The organism is Variovorax sp. MPBD4-3, from assembly GCF_058809745.1.
Genome location: NZ_JBXASW010000012.1, coordinates 61,352 through 76,414 on the forward strand (window position 1 = coordinate 61,352; position 15,063 = coordinate 76,414).

Below are 15,063 nucleotides of genomic sequence, written 5' to 3' on the forward strand. Positions count from 1 at the left end.
CACAGGGGTCATCGGGTCAGTGCAGGCGGCCGCCGGTCTCGCGCACGTCGTCGCGCACGGTCAATGCGGTGCGGATCGCCACGCGGAAGGCCTCGACCTGCGTCGCGAGCGCCATGCTGGCGAAACCGGGTTTGGAAGCCGCCTGCTCGGGCAGGTAAGGCACGTGCACGAAGCCGCCGCGCGTGCGCGCGAGCGCGGGCTGCGTCGCGATGCGGTGCATCAGCGCGTAGAAGATGTGGTTGCAGACGAAGGTGCCCGCGCTGTTGGACACCGCCGCCGGCAGGCCGGCCGCGCGCATGTCGCGCACCATGGCCTTGATGGGCAGCGTGCTGAAGTAGGCCGCCGGCCCGCCCTCGACCACCGGAATGTCGATGGGCTGGTAGCCGGCGTTGTCGGGGATGCGCGCGTCGTCGACGTTCAGCGCGGCGCGCTCCAGCGATATCTCGGTGCGCCCGCCCGCCGCGCCGATGCACAGCACCAGCACGGGCGCCGTGCCGGCCGCCAGCGCCTCGTCGAGCCGGTCGATGGCGCGGCCGAACACGCAGGGCAGCTGCACCGCCTGCACCGCGGCGCCTTCGCAGGTCCAGCCGTCCAGCGTGCGCGCGATTTCCCACGCGGGGTTGACGGGGTCGTTCTCGAAGGGCTCGAAGCCCGCGAGCAGCACGCGGGGCGCGGCGGTACCGGTCGTCTTCTTCATTGCGGGGCCTCAGCGGAACATTAGGAAGTACAGCAGGAAGATGTTGACCACCAGCAGCGCGGCCGCCGTGGGCACCTGCACCTTGATGACCGCGTTCTTGTCGGGCAGCTCCAGCAGCGCCGCCGGCACGATGTTGAAGTTGGCCGCCATCGGCGTCATCAGTGTCCCGCAGTAGCCCGAGAACATGCCGATGGCCGCCATCACCGCCGGGTCGCCGTGGTACACGCCCACCAGCACCGGCACGCCGACGCCGCCCGTCATCACCGGGAAGGCCGCGAAGCCGTTGCCCATGATGATGGTGAACAGCGCCATGCCCAGCACGTACACCACCACCGCGACGAAGCGGATGTCCATGTTGATGTAGCTGGTGGTGATGTACGCCACCGCCTTGCCCACGCCAGCGTCGGAAAACACCAGGCCCAGCATGCCCAGCATCTGCGGCAGCACCACGGCCCAGCCCAGCGCGTCGGTCAGGCGGCGCGACTCGCGCATGCCCTGCACCGGCGTCTCGCGCGTCAGCCAGCATGCCAGCGCCAGCGCCACCACGCAGCCCACGCCCAGGCTCACCAGCGTGGTGTTCTTGGGGTCGAGCAGGAAGGCGTCGCCGATCTTGACCTTGCTCATCAGCACGGTGCCGATCACCGTGACCAGCGGAATCGCCAGCGCCGGCATGAAGAGCTTGTTGCCCAGGCGCGCGGCGCTGGCCTGGTACTGCTCGGGCGAGGGCTCGCGGTGCTTGCCCGCGCCGACGCCGCGCATGCCGGCAATGACGGCCATGGCCACGGCGCCCACGCCCACCCACGCGGGCGGCAGCTTGTCGCCCACCAGGAACACCAGCGAATAGAGCGCCCAGAACAGGCCGCTGGTGTAGCGCTTGGGGTGCTGGCGGTCGGTCAGCGTCATGATGGCCGTGATCGCGAGGATCAGGCCGACCAGGATGTAGAGGTGCTGGATCGAGAGAATCATGATCAGCGGCCCTCTTGCGTGGCGGGCACGGCCGGGGCGTCGGTGCCCGGGGTGCCTTCCATCTCGCGGGCGATGGCCTGGTCGAGGCGGCGCAGGCGCCACGAATGGATGACGAACGCGGCAATCGCGGTGGGAATGCCCCACATCGCGATGTGCAGCGGCTCGACGTCGATGCCCGCTTCATGCAGGAAGGTGGTCATCAGCACGATGGCGCCGAAGGCCACGAAGATGTCTTCGCCGAAGAACAGGCCCACGTTGTCGGTGGCCGCGGCATAGGCGCGCAGCTTGTGGCGCAGGCGCTCCGGCAGCTTGCCGTAGCGGGTTTCGGTGGCGCCTTCGGCCATGGGCGCGAGCAGCGGGCGAACCATCTGCGGATGGCCGCCCAGGCTGGTGAGGCCGATGGCCGCCGTGAGTTCGCGCGCGGCGAGGTAGACGATGAGCAGGCGCCCGGCGGTGGCCGACTTGATGCGCCCGATCCAGTTCTGCGCATGCTGGCGCAGGCCGTGGCGCTCCAGCAGCCCGATCACCGCCAGCGGCAGAAGAATGATCAGCGGCAGGTTGCGGGTCTTGATGAAGCCGGTGCCGATGGCCGTGAGGATGGCCATGGGGCCGAAGCCCGCGGCGGCGGCCGTCACGATGGCCGTGACGATCACCACCAGCATCGGATTGAAGCGCAGGATGAACCCCGCAATGATGACGGCCACGCCAATCAGCGGCCAGAGAGGGATGTCAGGAGTCATGTGGGTCTTTCGTGTTGGAGTTCACAGCCGCCTGGCGCATGTGCGCCGGCACGTCGGTCTACGCAAGCGCCGTGCCAATGAATGAGCAATTCAAACAACCTGAACCACTCATTTTCTTAAGATTGTTGAACAATCAGTGCGAGTGTGCCCAACAAAGGTGCCTGACTGACCCCATGGAAACCCTGATCGCGTTGCGATCTGGTGCACGGGCGGCCGGCGGAAATCTGCTACAAACGCGCGGCACCGACGCCCCCTCCACCTACCTCCCGGCATGAATCGACAGGTTTCCCCCACACAGCCCGCCTCGCCGGCCGCGGGCACGCAGACGCTCAACGACCGGGTGGCGGAGCTCATCCGCCAGAAGATCGTGAAGGGCGAGTTCTCGCCCGGGCAGCGGCTGTCGGAGGCCACGCTGGCCGACAGCTTCGAGATTTCGCGCAACACCCTGCGCGAGGTGTTCCGCACGCTGACCAAGGAAGGCCTGCTCAAGCACGCGCCCAACCGCGGCGTGTTCGTGGCCGTGCCCAGCATCGCGTCGATCATCGACATCTACCGCGTGCGCCGCCTCATCGAATGCCAGGCGCTGGCGCAGGCCTACCCCCGCCACCCGGCCAAGAAGCACATGCGCGAAGCCGTGGAACTGGCGCTGAAGTGCCGCGAGGCCGGCGACTGGCTGGGCGTGGGCACGGCGAACATGGAGTTCCACAAGGGCATCGTGGAGCTGGCCGACAGCGAGCGGCTGAACGTGCTGTTCGCGCACATCCTGGTCGAGCTGCGGCTGGCCTTCGGCCTGCTGAAAGACCCTGAGTTCCTGCACGCACCCTACGTGGACATGAACACCAAGCTGCTCGAACTCATCGAGGCCGGCAAGTTCGCCGAGGGCTCGGCGGCGCTGAACGACTACCTGATCCACTCCGAGCGCATCGTGCTCGCGGTGTACGCGCGGCAAATGCCCGAGGGCGGCGTCGACAGCTAGGCGGGGCTCGGGGAAGGGCCGCCCCGGTGTCGCGGCATTCCTCGGCGAGCTGAAATAATGGCGGTCCCGCCACGCAACGCCGACGGAGACGCGCCATGACACTGTCTGCCTACCTGCTGTTCCTGCCCGCCTGCTTCGCCATCAACATGGCGTTCGGCCCCAACAACCTGCTGTCCGTGACCAACGGCGCCAAGCACGGCGTGTCGCCGGCCGTCATCGCGGCCAGCGGACGGCTCGTGGCCTTCGCGATCATGATCGCCGTCGCGGGCCTGGGCATGGGCGCGGTGCTGGTGGCGTCGGAGCTGGCCTTCCACGTCATCAAGTACATCGGCGCGGCGTACCTCGTTTGGATCGGCATCCGCCTGCTGCGCGCCCCGGCGCCCACGGCCGACGTGGGTTCGCGCGACGCCTCCGCGCCGCCGTCCATGCGCGCGCTGGCGCGGCAGGAATTCACCGTGGCGGCCGGCAACCCGAAGGCCATCCTGGTGTTCACCGCCTTCTTTCCGCAGTTCGTGACGCCGGAAGCCTACGCCAGCAGCTACCTGCTGCTGGGCGCGACATTCCTGGTGTTCGAGCTGGTCGCGATCGCGCTCTACGCGCTGCTCGGCGCGCGCATGCGCCGCATGGCCAACGGCAGCCGCGCGATGCGCTGGTTCAACCGCATCAGCGGCAGCATGATGGTCGGCTTCGGGCTGATCCTCGCCTTCACGCGCCGGCCGACGACCTGAGTTCTCTCAGGCTTTGAGGTACTCGGCCTTGGTGCCGAGCCAGCGGTCGATGTGGCGCTGCGCAAGGTCGGGGTGCTTCTGCAGCATCACGGGCGCCAGTTCGCGCGCCCAGTCGAGCAGCAGCGTGTCGGTCGTCAGGTCGGCAAAGCGCAGCAGCGGCGCGCCCGATTGCCGCGCCCCCAGGAATTCGCCGGGCCCGCGAATCTCGAGGTCGCGCCGCGCGATCTCGAAGCCGTCGCCGGTCTCGGCCATGGCCTTGAGCCGGGCGCGCGCGGCCTCGCCCACGCGGCCGCTGTCGCCGGGCGCATAGAGCAGCACGCAGGCCGAGGCCGCCGCGCCGCGCCCCACCCGGCCGCGCAGCTGGTGCAGCTGCGAGAGGCCGAAGCGCTCGGCATGCTCGATCACCATCAGCGAGGCATTGGGCACGTCCACGCCCACTTCGATCACCGTGGTGCTCACCAGCACCTGGATCTCGTTGGCGGTGAACGCCGCCATCACCGCCTGCTTCTCGGCCGTGGGCATGCGCGAATGCAGCAGGCCAACCTGGATCGGCTCGCCCAGGGTGCCGGCCAGCTCGTCGCGGGTTTCGGTGGCGTTGCGCAGGTCGACCGCCTCGCTCTCCTCGATCAGCGGGCACACCCAGTACACCTGCCGCCCCTGCGCGATCTGCGCATGGATGCGGTCGATGACCTCGTCGCGCCGGTGGTCGGCCACCAGCTTGGTGACGATGGGCGTGCGGCCCGGCGGCAGCTCGTCGAGCGTGGACACGTCCAGGTCGGCGTAGTAGCTCATCGCCAGCGTGCGCGGGATGGGCGTGGCGCTCATCATCAGCAGATGTGGCTCGAGGTGCCCTTCGGCCTTGCCGCGCAAGGCCAGGCGCTGCGCCACGCCGAAGCGGTGCTGCTCGTCGATGATGGCCAGCGCGAGGTTCTTGAAGCGCACCTTCTCCGAGATGACGGCATGCGTGCCGATGACCAGCGCGGCCTCGCCGCTCTCCACCGCCGCCGACATCGCGTCGCGCTCTTTCTTCTTCTGGCTGCCCGTGAGCCACGCCACGCGCAGGCCGCGTTCGGCCAGCAGCGGATCGAGCCAGCCGACCAGCTTGCCGAAGTGCTGCGCCGCGAGGATTTCGGTCGGCGCCATCAGCGCGCACTGGAAGCCCGCATCGATGGCGCGTGCCGCCGCCAGCGCGGCCACCACCGTCTTGCCCGAGCCCACGTCGCCCTGCAGCAGCCGGTGCATGGGAATCTCGCGGCGGAGGTCGCGCGTGATCTCCTCGCCCACCCGCTGCTGCGCGCCGGTCAGGCCGAAGGGCAGCACCGCGAGCAACTGCGCATGCAGCGAGGCAGGCGCAGGCTCGGTCGGCGCGGGCAGTACCGGCGCGCGCTGCGCCGCGCGTTCCAGCCGTGCCTGCAATTGCGACAGCTGCTGCGCCAGCAGTTCCTCGGCCTTGATGCGCTGCCACGCCGGGTGGCTGTGGTCTTCGAGCGTGGCCATGGCCACGTCGGGCGTCGGGTAGTGCAGGAAGCTCAGCGAGGCGCGCAGGTCCCAGGCCCCGCGGAAGCCGATCTGCACCGGAATGGTCTCGTCGAGCACGGCCCGCGCCAGGCCCGAGCGCACTTCGCGCCGCAGCACCGGCTGCGGCAGCCCCGCCACGGTCGAGTAGATGGGCGTCAGCGCGTTGGGCAGCGCGGTGCCGGCCGCCTTCACCGTGGGATGCATGATCTGCCGCCCCACGAAGCCGCCGCGCATCTCGCCGCGCACGCGCACCCGCGCGCCGACCGCGAGCTGCTTCTGCTGCGACGGATAGAAATTGAAGAAGCGCAGCTGGCAGGTGTCGCTGCCGTCGTCGATGGTGGCGATGAGCTGCCGGCGCGGGCGGTACACCACCTCGCATTCGGTGACCACGCCCTCGACCTGCGCCATGTCGCCGTCGCGCGTGTCCACCAGGCGCACGATGCGGGTCTCGTCCTCGTAGCGCATCGGCAGGTAGAGCGCGAAGTCGATGTCGCGCACCAGCCCGAGCTTGCGCAGCGCGCGCTGCACCTGGCTCAGGCCGGCACCGGGCGGCTGCGGCGGTGCCGCGGCTGCGTCGGCGGTGGGCGGGGGAGCTTGTTTCTTGGGCGGCACGGGCGAAGCTTCTAGCGCGGGCGGCAAAGGTCCGTCAATGCGCTGCGCGCATCGGAAAACGCGAAGCGGAACCCGGTCTGCAGCAGGCGCGCGGGCACCACGCGCTGCCCTTCGAGCAGCAGGTCGGCCTGCTCGCCCAGCAGCAGCCTGACCGGCGCGGCGGGTGTCGGCATCCAGAAGGGGCGGTGCATCACGCCGGCCGCCACGCGGGTGAATTCCTCCTGCGAGAGCGCACCGGGCGCGGTGAAGTTGAAAGCCTGCGCTGCCGCCGCCTTGCCGCCGGCCTGCTCGGCCAGGCTCCACACATGGGCCATCGCGCGGATCACGTCATGCACATGCACCCACGACAGCCACTGCCGCCCGCTGCCCAGGCGGCCGCCCATGCCGAGCGCCACCGGCAGCAGCAGCTGCGGCAGCGAGCCCTGGTGGCCCAGCACGAAGCCGAAGCGCATGCAGGCCACGTGCACGCCGTGCGCGACCGCGCCCCGCGCGGCCTGCTCCCAGGCCTGGCACAGCGCCGACATGAAGATGTCCTGCGGCGGTGCGTCTTCGGCCAGCTCGGCGGTGTCGCCCTGCGGCTGCACGCCGTAGTAGCCGATGGCCGAGCCCGACAGCAGCAGCCAGGGCTTGCGCGCACGCGTGGCGATCCACGCGACCAGCGTGTTCGTGAGGCCCGCGCGGCTTTGCATCAGCTGGCGCTGGCGCCGCTCGCTCCAGCGCTGGCCGAGGATGCGCGCGCCCGCCAGGTTGATGACCACGTCGACATCGTCCGTGGCCGGGATCTGCTCGAGCGCCTGCACGCAGCGCACCGCGCCGCCGAAGCCCCAGGCGGCCGAGCGCGCATCGCGCGTCCACACCGTCACCGCATGGCCGTCGGCCAGCAGGTGGCGCACCAGAATCTGGCCGATGAAGCCGGTGCCGCCGGTCACCAGCACGCGCTGCGGCTTGCTGCCGAAACGCACCGGCGCATCGGCCGCGCGCTGTTCCTCCTGCGCGGTGCGGCGGAAAAGCGCGCGCGCCGCCAGCCCGTCGCGCAGCCCCGAGATGCCCACGCCCACGCCGCACAGCGCGAGGAACGCGCCGAGCCAGCCTTGCGGCTGCCACACCACCGCCGTGGGCTGCGCCGCCCAGTCGACCGCGTTCATGGCCAGCAGCGCGATGAACGCGCCCGCATTGATGGCCAGCACCGTGTGCGTGACGCGCTCGGTGGGCGGCAGCAGGCGGCTGCCGTCTTCCACCACGAAGTCCCACAGCGTGAGCACGATCTCGACGCCGAACACCGCGAGCAGCACCCAGGCCCACACGCCGTGCCAGGCCCACGACGACAGCCCTATGAACATGGCGCAGTAGATCGACGAGCGCACCGCGTGGATGGACAGCTCGCGCCGCGCGGTGTTGCGCTGCGCCAGCGCCTCGGTGCCTTCGTGGTGATAGAGCGTGTCGAACGCGCCCATCAGCCCCTGTGCGGCCATGAGCTGCAGCGCCAGCAGGTGTGTGTCGATCGTCATGCGGTCACCGCCTTGGGTTCAGTCACTTCCTCGAACACGCCGACCTGGGTGAAGGTGGTGCCCATCAGCCAGTGGCGGATCTCGATGCGGATGTTGAAGCGCTCCGGCGTCTCGTTGTGGTGCCACAGGAAAGTCTTGCCGGGCGTGAACACGCCGGGCAGCGGAATGCGCCAGCCCAGCACGTCCCAGAAGTAGCCGTCGCTCTGGAAATGCAGGCTGCCGTTTTCTTCGACGCTCAGCACCAGCTTCATGCCCAGGCCCATGCCCACGTACTCCAGCACCTCGCCGCGCTCGCTCTCGCGCATGAAGCTGGTGAACTGGATCGGCTTGCGGCCATGCAGGCGGTAGATGCGCTGCTTGTAGATGGCCGGGTCTTCGGGCTTGGCATAGACCTGTATCTCCACCGGAAAATTGGCGTCGCTGTACGGAATGAGCGCGCCCTGGATCATCGGCTGCGTCAGGTGCCCCAGCAGCTTGCCGAAGCGCGAGCAGCGCAGCTCGCTGAGCGCACCGAGGTAATGCAGCGCCCTGCCCGGCAACGGGTTCTTGTCGAAGCGACGTCGGATGTCGGGGTGCAGGCCCTGCCACTTGCTCCCCAGGATCTTCTTGAAGAGCTCGCCTTCGGAAGGCCCGGGCTGGGGTGCGGCGCGCGCGGCAAGTGAATCAGGCATGCGCCGATTCTGCCTTGGCAAGACACCGCCGATAGCCCCGCCTCGACGCCCCGTTTTCCGGGCATGGGACAATTCCGCCCGCCTCCCGGCTTTCTCTTTTCTTTTCCCATGCCTCCTTGGCACGGGCCTGTCCGGCCCTCAAGCAACATGCGCGCCTTCACGCTTTCCGATTTCGATTTCGCACTGCCACCCGAGCTGGTGGCGCAACACCCGGCCACCGAACGCACCTCCTCCCGCCTGCTCGACGGCACGGGGCCCGCGCCGGTCGACCGCATCTTCAGGAACCTGCCCTCGCTGCTGCGCGCGGGCGACCTGCTGGTCTTCAACGACACGCGCGTGGTCAAGGCGCGCCTGTTCGGCGAGAAGCCGACCGGCGGCAAGCTCGAACTGCTGGTCGAGCGCGTGCTGCAGGGCCACGAGGTGGTCGCGCACATGAAGGTCAGCAAGAAGCCGCCGGTGGGCACCACGCTCGACATGGTCGGCGGCTTCCGCGCCACCCTGCTGGGCCGCTGGCCCGACGAAGACGGCGCGCTGTTCCGCTTCGCCTTCGAGAGCGACACCGGCGAGAACCCCTACATGCTCATGGAGCGCTGCGGCCACGTGCCGCTGCCGCCCTACATCACGCACACCGATTTGGCCGAGGACGAGAGCCGCTACCAGACCGTGTTCGCGCGCGTGCCCGGCGCGGTGGCGGCACCCACCGCCGCGCTGCATTTCGACGAAGGCCTGCTGGCCGAGCTCGAATCGCGCGGCGTGCAGCGCGCCAACGTCACCCTGCACGTGGGCGCCGGCACCTTCCAGCCAGTGAAGACCGAGAACATCGCCGAGCACACCATGCACGCCGAACGCTACGAGGTGCCCGAGGCCACGCAGCGCGCCATTGCCGAATGCAAGGCGCGCAGCGGACGCATCGTGGCCGTGGGCACGACCACCGTGCGCACGCTCGAGTCGTGGGCCAAGAGCGGCGAGGCATCGGGCGACACGCGCATCTTCATCACCCCGGGCTTCGCCTTCGCGCATGTCGATCTGCTGGTGACCAACTTCCATCTGCCCAAGAGCACGCTGATGATGCTGGTCTCGGCCTTCGCGGGCTACGAGCGGGTGATGGGGTTGTATGCCCACGCCATTGCCGAGCGCTACCGCTTCTTCAGCTATGGCGACGCCATGCTGCTGGAGCGGCAACAAGATTGAGACGACCACCATGCTGAATTTCGAACTCCTCAAGACCGACCCTGACAGCCACGCGCGCCGCGCCACGCTCACGCTCAACCACGGCAAAGTTCAGACGCCGATCTTCATGCCGGTGGGCACCTACGGCACGGTCAAGGGCGTGATGCCGCGCAGCCTGGAGGAAATGGGCGCGCAGATCATCCTGGGCAACACCTTCCACCTGTGGATGCGCCCCGGCCTCGACGTGATGGCGAGCTTCGGCGGGCTGCACGGCTTCGAGAAGTGGAACAAGCCCATCCTCACCGACTCGGGCGGCTTCCAGGTGTGGTCGCTGGGCGCGATGCGCAAGATCAGCGAAGAGGGCGTGAAGTTCGCGTCGCCCGTCAACGGCGACAAGCTGTTCCTCACGCCCGAGGTCTCGATGCAGATCCAGACCATCCTCAACAGCGACATCGTGATGCAGTTCGACGAGTGCACGCCCTACGACACCAAGGGCCACATCACGACCGAGGCCGAGGCGCGCATCTCGATGGAACTGAGCCTGCGCTGGGCCAAGCGCTGCCAGGCGGAGTTCAACCGGCTGGAGAACCCGAACGCGCTCTTCGGCATCGTGCAGGGTGGCATGTTCGAGAACCTGCGCGAAGAGTCGCTGGCCGCGCTGGTGGACATGGACTTCCCCGGCTACGCCATCGGCGGCGTGAGCGTGGGCGAGCCCAAGGAAGAAATGCTGCACATCATGGGCCACACGCCGCACCGGCTGCCCGCGAACAAGCCGCGCTACCTGATGGGCGTGGGCACGCCGGAAGACCTGGTGCAGGGCGTGGCCGACGGCGTCGACATGTTCGACTGCGTGATGCCCACGCGCAATGCGCGCAACGGCACGCTCTTCACGCGCTTCGGCGACCTGAAGATGCGCAACGCGCGCCACAAGAGCGACCCGCAGCCCATCGACCCCAGCTGCACCTGCCACGCCTGCGCGGGCACTTCGGGCGTGAGCTGGAACGACGGCGGGCGCGAAGGCTTCAGCCGCGCCTACCTGCATCACCTCGACCGCTGCGGCGAGATGCTCGGGCCGATGCTCACGACCATCCACAACCTGCACTACTACCTGAACCTGATGAGCGAGATCCGCGAGTCGCTGGACGCGGGCACGTTCACGGAGTTTCGCGCGCGCTTTAAGTCGGAGCGCGCAAGAGGCGTCTGAAGAATAGCGGCCGCTACTTCAGCGGCTGTATGGGCAGCGGCGTGGCGTAGGGCTCGATGCGCAAGGCCTCGTTCCTGAAGACGACGATCTGCCTGAGCGGCGCCTGCACCAGCGCACCGCTCGCGTCCTTGTGGGAGGCGTACTGCCACAGCGTGAGCTGGCCCTTGGCCGCGAGCTGGGCGGCCAGCCTCTCGACGGCGGGACCGGAGCCGGTGCCGAGCAGCGCGGCATCTGCGCCCACGACAATCTCGTCGCGCGGCGAGACCACCTTGAAGAGCTGTACACCGCCCGCACCCGCCTGGGCGCGCACGGAGCGCACCGCCAGCGCGGCGGGAACGAGCATCGCGAACGCGATGAGGGTACGGCGGCGGGGCAGCGTCTTCGTGTTCATGAGAGCGAGCGTAGCCACGCCCGGATGCGCCGCCCATTTGCCGGAAGCCATACACCGGCCGGCCGCTATCCGCTACGCTTGCCGTCCGTCCCCATCGCTGTTGCCGCATTCACATGACCGACGCATCACAACTTTCGCCCTACACCGCCCGCTACCCCTCGCTGGCCGGGCGCACCGTGTTCATCTCCGGCGGCGCCAGCGGCATCGGCGAATCGCTGGTGCGGGCCTTTCATGCGCAGGGCGCGAAGGTCGGCTTCTGCGACCTCGACACCGCTGCCGGCAGCGCGCTCGCGGCGCAACTGCAGGGCGAGCATCCGGCGCTGTTCTTGCCCTGCGACGTGACCGATACGGCCGCGCTCGCCGCCGCCATCGACGCGGTGCGCCAGCGCTTCGGGCCGGTTTCGGTGCTGCTGAACAACGCCGCCAACGACCGCCGCCACGAGATGGCCGACGTGACCAGTGACGACTTCGACCGCCTCGTGGCCGTCAACTTCAAGCACCAGTTCTTCGCCGCGCAGGCGGTGGCCGACGACATGCGCGCGCTGGGCGGCGGCTCGATCATCAACTTCGGCTCCATCAGCTGGATGATCAAGGGCAAGGGCTATCCGGTGTACCAGGCCTGCAAGGCGGCGGCGCGCGGCCTCACGCGTTCGCTGGCGCGCGACCTGGGCAAGCAGAACATCCGCGTCAATTCGATCGTGCCGGGCTGGGTGATGACCGAGCGGCAGATCAAGCTGTGGGTCAAGCCCGAATCGGGCGCGGAGATCGATGCGGCGCAGTGCCTGCCGGGCCGCGTGATGGCCGAGGACATCGCGGCGATGGCGCTGTTCCTGGCGGCCGACGATTCGCGCATGTGCACCGCGCAAGATTACGTGGTGGACGCCGGCTGGACCTGAAATGGTCTCGCCCCCAGGCTACGCGCACTTCGTGTCGCTTCGCCAACCCCCTACCGGGGGCAACACCTGAGGCCCGGCAGAGCCGGTTCCTCGGTGTTCTCGAAAACTTCCGAGCGACTGTCCAGCTCAGTCCCGCAACTCTGCCGGAACCGTGCCGCCGTTGGCGGCCAGCTTGGTCATGACCTGGCGGTGCAGCCAGATGTTCATCTTGGCGCTGTCGCTGGTGTCCTGGCCGTAGCTCAGTTCCGCGGCCAGTTGCTTGCGTGCCTCGAGGCTGCTGTCCAGGCCCAGCAGCTTCATGAGGTCGACGATGGAGGTGCGCCAGTTGAGGTTCTTCGCGCCCGGCATGCCGTCGAGCACGGCGGCCACGTCGCCCAGCGGAATGGCGGGCGGGGGCGCGGCCACTGCGGGTGCGGGTGCATCGGCCGGTGCCGCGGCGGTGGGCGCCGGGGCTGGGGCCGGGGCCTCGGCTGCCTTGGCGCCCGGGAAGATCTTGGAAAGGATGCTGCCGAAAATGCTCATGCTTTAGCTCCGTCTGGGGTTGGGAATCCATCGTTGTAGCACGGCCTCGCGGCGCGCCGGCTACATGGTGTGTCGATTGGCGCGCGGGGGCGTGACCGAATCCGCAGACTGCGCCGCGGCCGGGGTGCCGCAGGCGTGGCAGAACCTGGAGAACGCGCTCTTGCGCGTCTCGCACACGCCGCAGTGGTCGAACAGGCCGATGCCGCAGTGCGGGCAGAAGTCGATCGCGTCGTTCTTCAGGTCCACCGGCCGCTCGCAGCCGGGGCACACGCCCTTGCCCAGGCGGGTCAGCGCGGTGTCGTAGCTGAGCTCTTCGCGCCGCACCTGGTCGGGCTGCTGCTCGGCGAGTTTCTGGCGCGCCAGGTAGCGGTTGAGCGCGACGATGGCATAGCGCCCCACCAGCACCGTGAGCACGATGCCCACCAGGTAGCGCACATAGCCGCCGTAGCTCGGCAGGTAGGGCACCAGCTCGACGAAGAACGCGAACAGCGCGAAGAAGATGAAGCCCCACACGAAGGGCCAGTACGTGCTCCTGCGCTTCTTCGCGAACAGCCAGCCGGCCACCACCAGCAGCGGCAGCGTGAGCGCCAGCCGGTACAGGAACACGCGCAGCTCGATGCGGCGGTATTCGGCCTCCAGCTTCACCTGCGCGTCGCGCTCCAGCTCGGCGAGCGCGGTGCGCGCGCGCTGCTCGGCCTGGCGCGCGTCGAGCGTGATCTGCTGCTGCGCGCTGACCTGGCGCTGCACCTGTTCTTCTTTCTGCTTGAAGGCGTCGAGCGCCTTGGTGCGCGCGATGAGCTCGGGGTCCTGGTCGGGCTGCGCGGTGGCACGGCGCGTGGCGAGCCAGTTGCCGAAGGTCTCGCGCGCATTGGCGTTGGCCTGCTGCGCGGCCTGCAGCTGCAGGCGTATCTGGTCGAGGTCGCGCGCGGCCTGCAGCTCGGTGGCTTCAGAGGCCGCGATGGTCGCGCGAAGCGGCTGCGCGGCGCGCAGGTCGATGAAGTCGTCGATGCCGCGCACGCGCTCGACCTGCGGCAGGTCGCTCACGATGGTGCTGCCCAGCCCGATGAGGAAGCTGGCGAACACGAAGGCCACCAGCCAGAGGCCGCGGCGGAACCATTTTTCGGAAAGGCGAAGGGATTTGCTCATGTCGTTGTCCCGCTCCTGGTCATTGAAGCCTCAGCGTCACCGGCGCGGCGCCCAGCCCGGCACGCGGCAGCCAGGCGAACACGGAGTCGACGGTCACCGTCTCGATGCGGTCGCTGAAGCGCTTGTCGTTCGGGTGGTCGTCGAAGGCCACGTTGGCCGAGCTCACGCGCCCGCCCAGCCGCGTGAGCGGCCCGAGCTTCAGCGTGGTGGGCTCGTAGCCCTTGAACTGCATCCAGGCCTGCGCCTGCGCGCGGTTGCCGATGGTGGCGGGCTCCATCGCGGCGGCCAGCGTCTCGACGGCCCACTGGTTCGATTGCTGGTACTTCCGGCCCCAGGCGTAGCTCACGATGCTGTAGGGCGCCACGTTCATCCGCACGATGCGCGCGGGCGGCTCGTCCAGCGCGGCCATCAGCTGCGCCTGCACGGCCGGCGTGGGCACGACCCAGGCCGCCTCGTAGCGCCACAGGTCGTCGAGGAAGAACTCGCCGAGCCCCTGGCGGTACACCGCCGCCACCGCCGTGCCGCACTGGTTGAGCTTGTGCACCACGCGCCACCGACCGGCATCGGTCTTGTAGGCGATGCCCAGATGCGAGTAGCGCAGGCCGTACTTGCCCAGGTCCTGCCCGGCGCGCGCCAGGAACACCACGCGCGCGCCGCTGGCGTCGAGCGCCTGCGAGGTGCGCTCGGCCAGCTCCATGCCCTTGACGATCACGGCGGGCGTCGGCTTGGCCTGCTCGCACGAACGGCCGGCCCTGGCCTGCATCGGCAATGCCGCTGCAAGCGCAAGCCCGAGCGCGGTGCAAGCCAGCAGCGCGCGCTTCACGAGAGCCTCTCGTTGTAGAGCAGCGCACGGCCGATGGCGTTGGGCACGAAGGCCAGCACCTCGCCGGCGGCCGACAGCACCACGCCCGAGCCGATCACGCTGACGGTGACGCCGGTGCCCACGGCAGCCGACATGCCGTTGGCGGCGCGCCCGGCCACCCTGATGCTGGCGCGCGCGCCGTCCGAAGCACGCTCCAGCACATAGACCGTGCCGTCGGCCGAGGCTTCGACAGCCACCACCGTGAGCACGGAGCCGGCCACCGACAACGCAGCGGGCAGCGCCACCGATGCCTTGGCCATCCCACCTGCGGCGTCCGCCGAAGCACCCACGGCCGACGCCGTGACGAGGACGGAGGCCACCGGCATCAGCGAGATGGCCGTGGAGGCGTCGCTCTGCGCCTGTGCATGCAAGGGGACCGATACGCCGGCGAAGGCGGTGCACGCGGCGACGAGGACGGCGGCAATCGACTTCTTCATGATGGTCTTTCATTGGTCT

General features: G+C 69.2%; 16 protein-coding genes. 5 read left to right on the forward strand and 11 right to left on the reverse strand.

The features are described from left to right. Positions 1-16: 16 nt before the first annotated feature. The 3 genes from pcp to AC1RVW_RS10000 are packed head-to-tail and all read right to left on the reverse strand — an operon-like array spanning position 17 to position 2,403. Positions 17-697, reverse strand: coding sequence for a pyroglutamyl-peptidase I (gene pcp, locus AC1RVW_RS09990; RefSeq protein WP_493199605.1), 681 nt, complete (start codon positions 695-697; stop codon positions 17-19). A gap of 9 nt (positions 698-706) precedes the next feature. After that, the gene (locus AC1RVW_RS09995; RefSeq protein ID WP_493199607.1) at positions 707-1,663 is read right to left on the reverse strand and encodes a DUF979 domain-containing protein; all 957 of its coding nucleotides are present in this window, start codon (positions 1,661-1,663) and stop codon (positions 707-709) included. Between the two features lie 2 nt (positions 1,664-1,665). After that, the gene (locus AC1RVW_RS10000; RefSeq protein ID WP_081267416.1) at positions 1,666-2,403 is read right to left on the reverse strand and encodes a DUF969 domain-containing protein; all 738 of its coding nucleotides are present in this window, start codon (positions 2,401-2,403) and stop codon (positions 1,666-1,668) included. A 271-nt stretch (positions 2,404-2,674) separates the two neighbouring features. On the opposite strand from AC1RVW_RS10000, the gene AC1RVW_RS10005 reads away from it, so the two are divergent. Together AC1RVW_RS10005 and AC1RVW_RS10010 are read left to right on the forward strand one after the other, a co-directional pair. Then, positions 2,675-3,379: a GntR family transcriptional regulator gene (locus AC1RVW_RS10005; protein WP_493199609.1), complete on the forward strand. Its 705-nt coding sequence runs from the start codon at positions 2,675-2,677 to the stop codon at positions 3,377-3,379. Positions 3,380-3,474: 95 nt separating this feature from the next. After that, entirely contained in the window at positions 3,475-4,107 is a 633-nt protein-coding gene (locus AC1RVW_RS10010) for a LysE family translocator (protein WP_493199610.1), read from the forward strand. Between the two features lie 6 nt (positions 4,108-4,113). On the opposite strand, the gene recG is transcribed toward AC1RVW_RS10010, so the two are convergent. The 3 genes from recG to AC1RVW_RS10025 are packed head-to-tail and all read right to left on the reverse strand — an operon-like array spanning position 4,114 to position 8,416. Beyond that, on the reverse strand, positions 4,114-6,237 hold the full coding sequence (gene recG, locus AC1RVW_RS10015; RefSeq protein WP_493199612.1) for an ATP-dependent DNA helicase RecG: 2,124 nt from the start codon (positions 6,235-6,237) through the stop codon (positions 4,114-4,116). Positions 6,238-6,248: 11 nt separating this feature from the next. Then, the gene (locus AC1RVW_RS10020) at positions 6,249-7,745 is read right to left on the reverse strand and encodes a TIGR01777 family oxidoreductase (protein ID WP_493199614.1); all 1,497 of its coding nucleotides are present in this window, start codon (positions 7,743-7,745) and stop codon (positions 6,249-6,251) included. After that, positions 7,742-8,416: a DUF4166 domain-containing protein gene (locus AC1RVW_RS10025; RefSeq protein ID WP_081267411.1), complete on the reverse strand. Its 675-nt coding sequence runs from the start codon at positions 8,414-8,416 to the stop codon at positions 7,742-7,744. The genes AC1RVW_RS10020 and AC1RVW_RS10025 overlap by 4 nt, the downstream gene beginning before the upstream one ends. 147 nt (positions 8,417-8,563) lie before the next feature. On the opposite strand from AC1RVW_RS10025, the gene queA reads away from it, so the two are divergent. Then, entirely contained in the window at positions 8,564-9,607 is a 1,044-nt protein-coding gene (gene queA, locus AC1RVW_RS10030; protein ID WP_493199616.1) for a tRNA preQ1(34) S-adenosylmethionine ribosyltransferase-isomerase QueA, read from the forward strand. 10 nt (positions 9,608-9,617) lie between these two features. Further along, entirely contained in the window at positions 9,618-10,790 is a 1,173-nt protein-coding gene (gene tgt, locus AC1RVW_RS10035; protein ID WP_081267535.1) for a tRNA guanosine(34) transglycosylase Tgt, read from the forward strand. A 13-nt stretch (positions 10,791-10,803) separates the two neighbouring features. On the opposite strand, the gene AC1RVW_RS10040 is transcribed toward tgt, so the two are convergent. After that, a complete protein-coding gene (locus AC1RVW_RS10040) occupies positions 10,804-11,181 on the reverse strand; it encodes a hypothetical protein (protein ID WP_493199618.1) in 378 nt (125 codons plus the stop codon). Between the two features lie 113 nt (positions 11,182-11,294). Here AC1RVW_RS10040 and AC1RVW_RS10045 point away from each other — a divergent pair, with 113 nt between their 5' ends. Further along, positions 11,295-12,077 (forward strand): SDR family NAD(P)-dependent oxidoreductase, encoded by a 783-nt coding sequence (locus AC1RVW_RS10045; protein ID WP_493199619.1) that lies wholly within the window; start codon positions 11,295-11,297, stop codon positions 12,075-12,077. Between the two features lie 126 nt (positions 12,078-12,203). Here AC1RVW_RS10045 and AC1RVW_RS10050 read toward each other — a convergent pair whose 3' ends face one another. The 4 genes from AC1RVW_RS10050 to AC1RVW_RS10065 are packed head-to-tail and all read right to left on the reverse strand — an operon-like array spanning position 12,204 to position 15,044. Beyond that, positions 12,204-12,599: a DUF3597 domain-containing protein gene (locus tag AC1RVW_RS10050; RefSeq protein WP_081267408.1), complete on the reverse strand. Its 396-nt coding sequence runs from the start codon at positions 12,597-12,599 to the stop codon at positions 12,204-12,206. Between the two features lie 60 nt (positions 12,600-12,659). Then, on the reverse strand, positions 12,660-13,745 hold the full coding sequence (locus AC1RVW_RS10055; protein WP_493199621.1) for a serine endopeptidase: 1,086 nt from the start codon (positions 13,743-13,745) through the stop codon (positions 12,660-12,662). A gap of 19 nt (positions 13,746-13,764) precedes the next feature. Then, on the reverse strand, positions 13,765-14,508 hold the full coding sequence (locus AC1RVW_RS10060; RefSeq protein WP_493199683.1) for a DUF2145 domain-containing protein: 744 nt from the start codon (positions 14,506-14,508) through the stop codon (positions 13,765-13,767). Between the two features lie 56 nt (positions 14,509-14,564). Continuing rightward, on the reverse strand, positions 14,565-15,044 hold the full coding sequence (locus AC1RVW_RS10065; protein ID WP_493199623.1) for a hypothetical protein: 480 nt from the start codon (positions 15,042-15,044) through the stop codon (positions 14,565-14,567). Positions 15,045-15,063 lie beyond the last annotated feature (19 nt).

Coding starts and splice junctions, on each gene's coding strand:
- AC1RVW_RS10000 (WP_081267416.1), bottom strand. CDS start 2,403: ATGACTCCTGACATCCCTCTCTGGCCGCTGATTGGCGTGGCCGTCATC.
- AC1RVW_RS10005 (WP_493199609.1), top strand. CDS start 2,675: ATGAATCGACAGGTTTCCCCCACACAGCCCGCCTCGCCGGCCGCGGGC.
- AC1RVW_RS10060 (WP_493199683.1), bottom strand. CDS start 14,508: ATGCAGGCCAGGGCCGGCCGTTCGTGCGAGCAGGCCAAGCCGACGCCC.
- AC1RVW_RS10025 (WP_081267411.1), bottom strand. CDS start 8,416: ATGCCTGATTCACTTGCCGCGCGCGCCGCACCCCAGCCCGGGCCTTCC.
- AC1RVW_RS10050 (WP_081267408.1), bottom strand. CDS start 12,599: ATGAGCATTTTCGGCAGCATCCTTTCCAAGATCTTCCCGGGCGCCAAG.
- AC1RVW_RS10055 (WP_493199621.1), bottom strand. CDS start 13,745: ATGAGCAAATCCCTTCGCCTTTCCGAAAAATGGTTCCGCCGCGGCCTC.
- AC1RVW_RS09995 (WP_493199607.1), bottom strand. CDS start 1,663: ATGATTCTCTCGATCCAGCACCTCTACATCCTGGTCGGCCTGATCCTC.
- tgt (WP_081267535.1), top strand. CDS start 9,618: ATGCTGAATTTCGAACTCCTCAAGACCGACCCTGACAGCCACGCGCGC.
- AC1RVW_RS10020 (WP_493199614.1), bottom strand. CDS start 7,745: ATGACGATCGACACACACCTGCTGGCGCTGCAGCTCATGGCCGCACAG.
- AC1RVW_RS10045 (WP_493199619.1), top strand. CDS start 11,295: ATGACCGACGCATCACAACTTTCGCCCTACACCGCCCGCTACCCCTCG.
- AC1RVW_RS10065 (WP_493199623.1), bottom strand. CDS start 15,044: ATGAAGAAGTCGATTGCCGCCGTCCTCGTCGCCGCGTGCACCGCCTTC.
- AC1RVW_RS10040 (WP_493199618.1), bottom strand. CDS start 11,181: ATGAACACGAAGACGCTGCCCCGCCGCCGTACCCTCATCGCGTTCGCG.
- AC1RVW_RS10010 (WP_493199610.1), top strand. CDS start 3,475: ATGACACTGTCTGCCTACCTGCTGTTCCTGCCCGCCTGCTTCGCCATC.
- queA (WP_493199616.1), top strand. CDS start 8,564: ATGCGCGCCTTCACGCTTTCCGATTTCGATTTCGCACTGCCACCCGAG.
- pcp (WP_493199605.1), bottom strand. CDS start 697: ATGAAGAAGACGACCGGTACCGCCGCGCCCCGCGTGCTGCTCGCGGGC.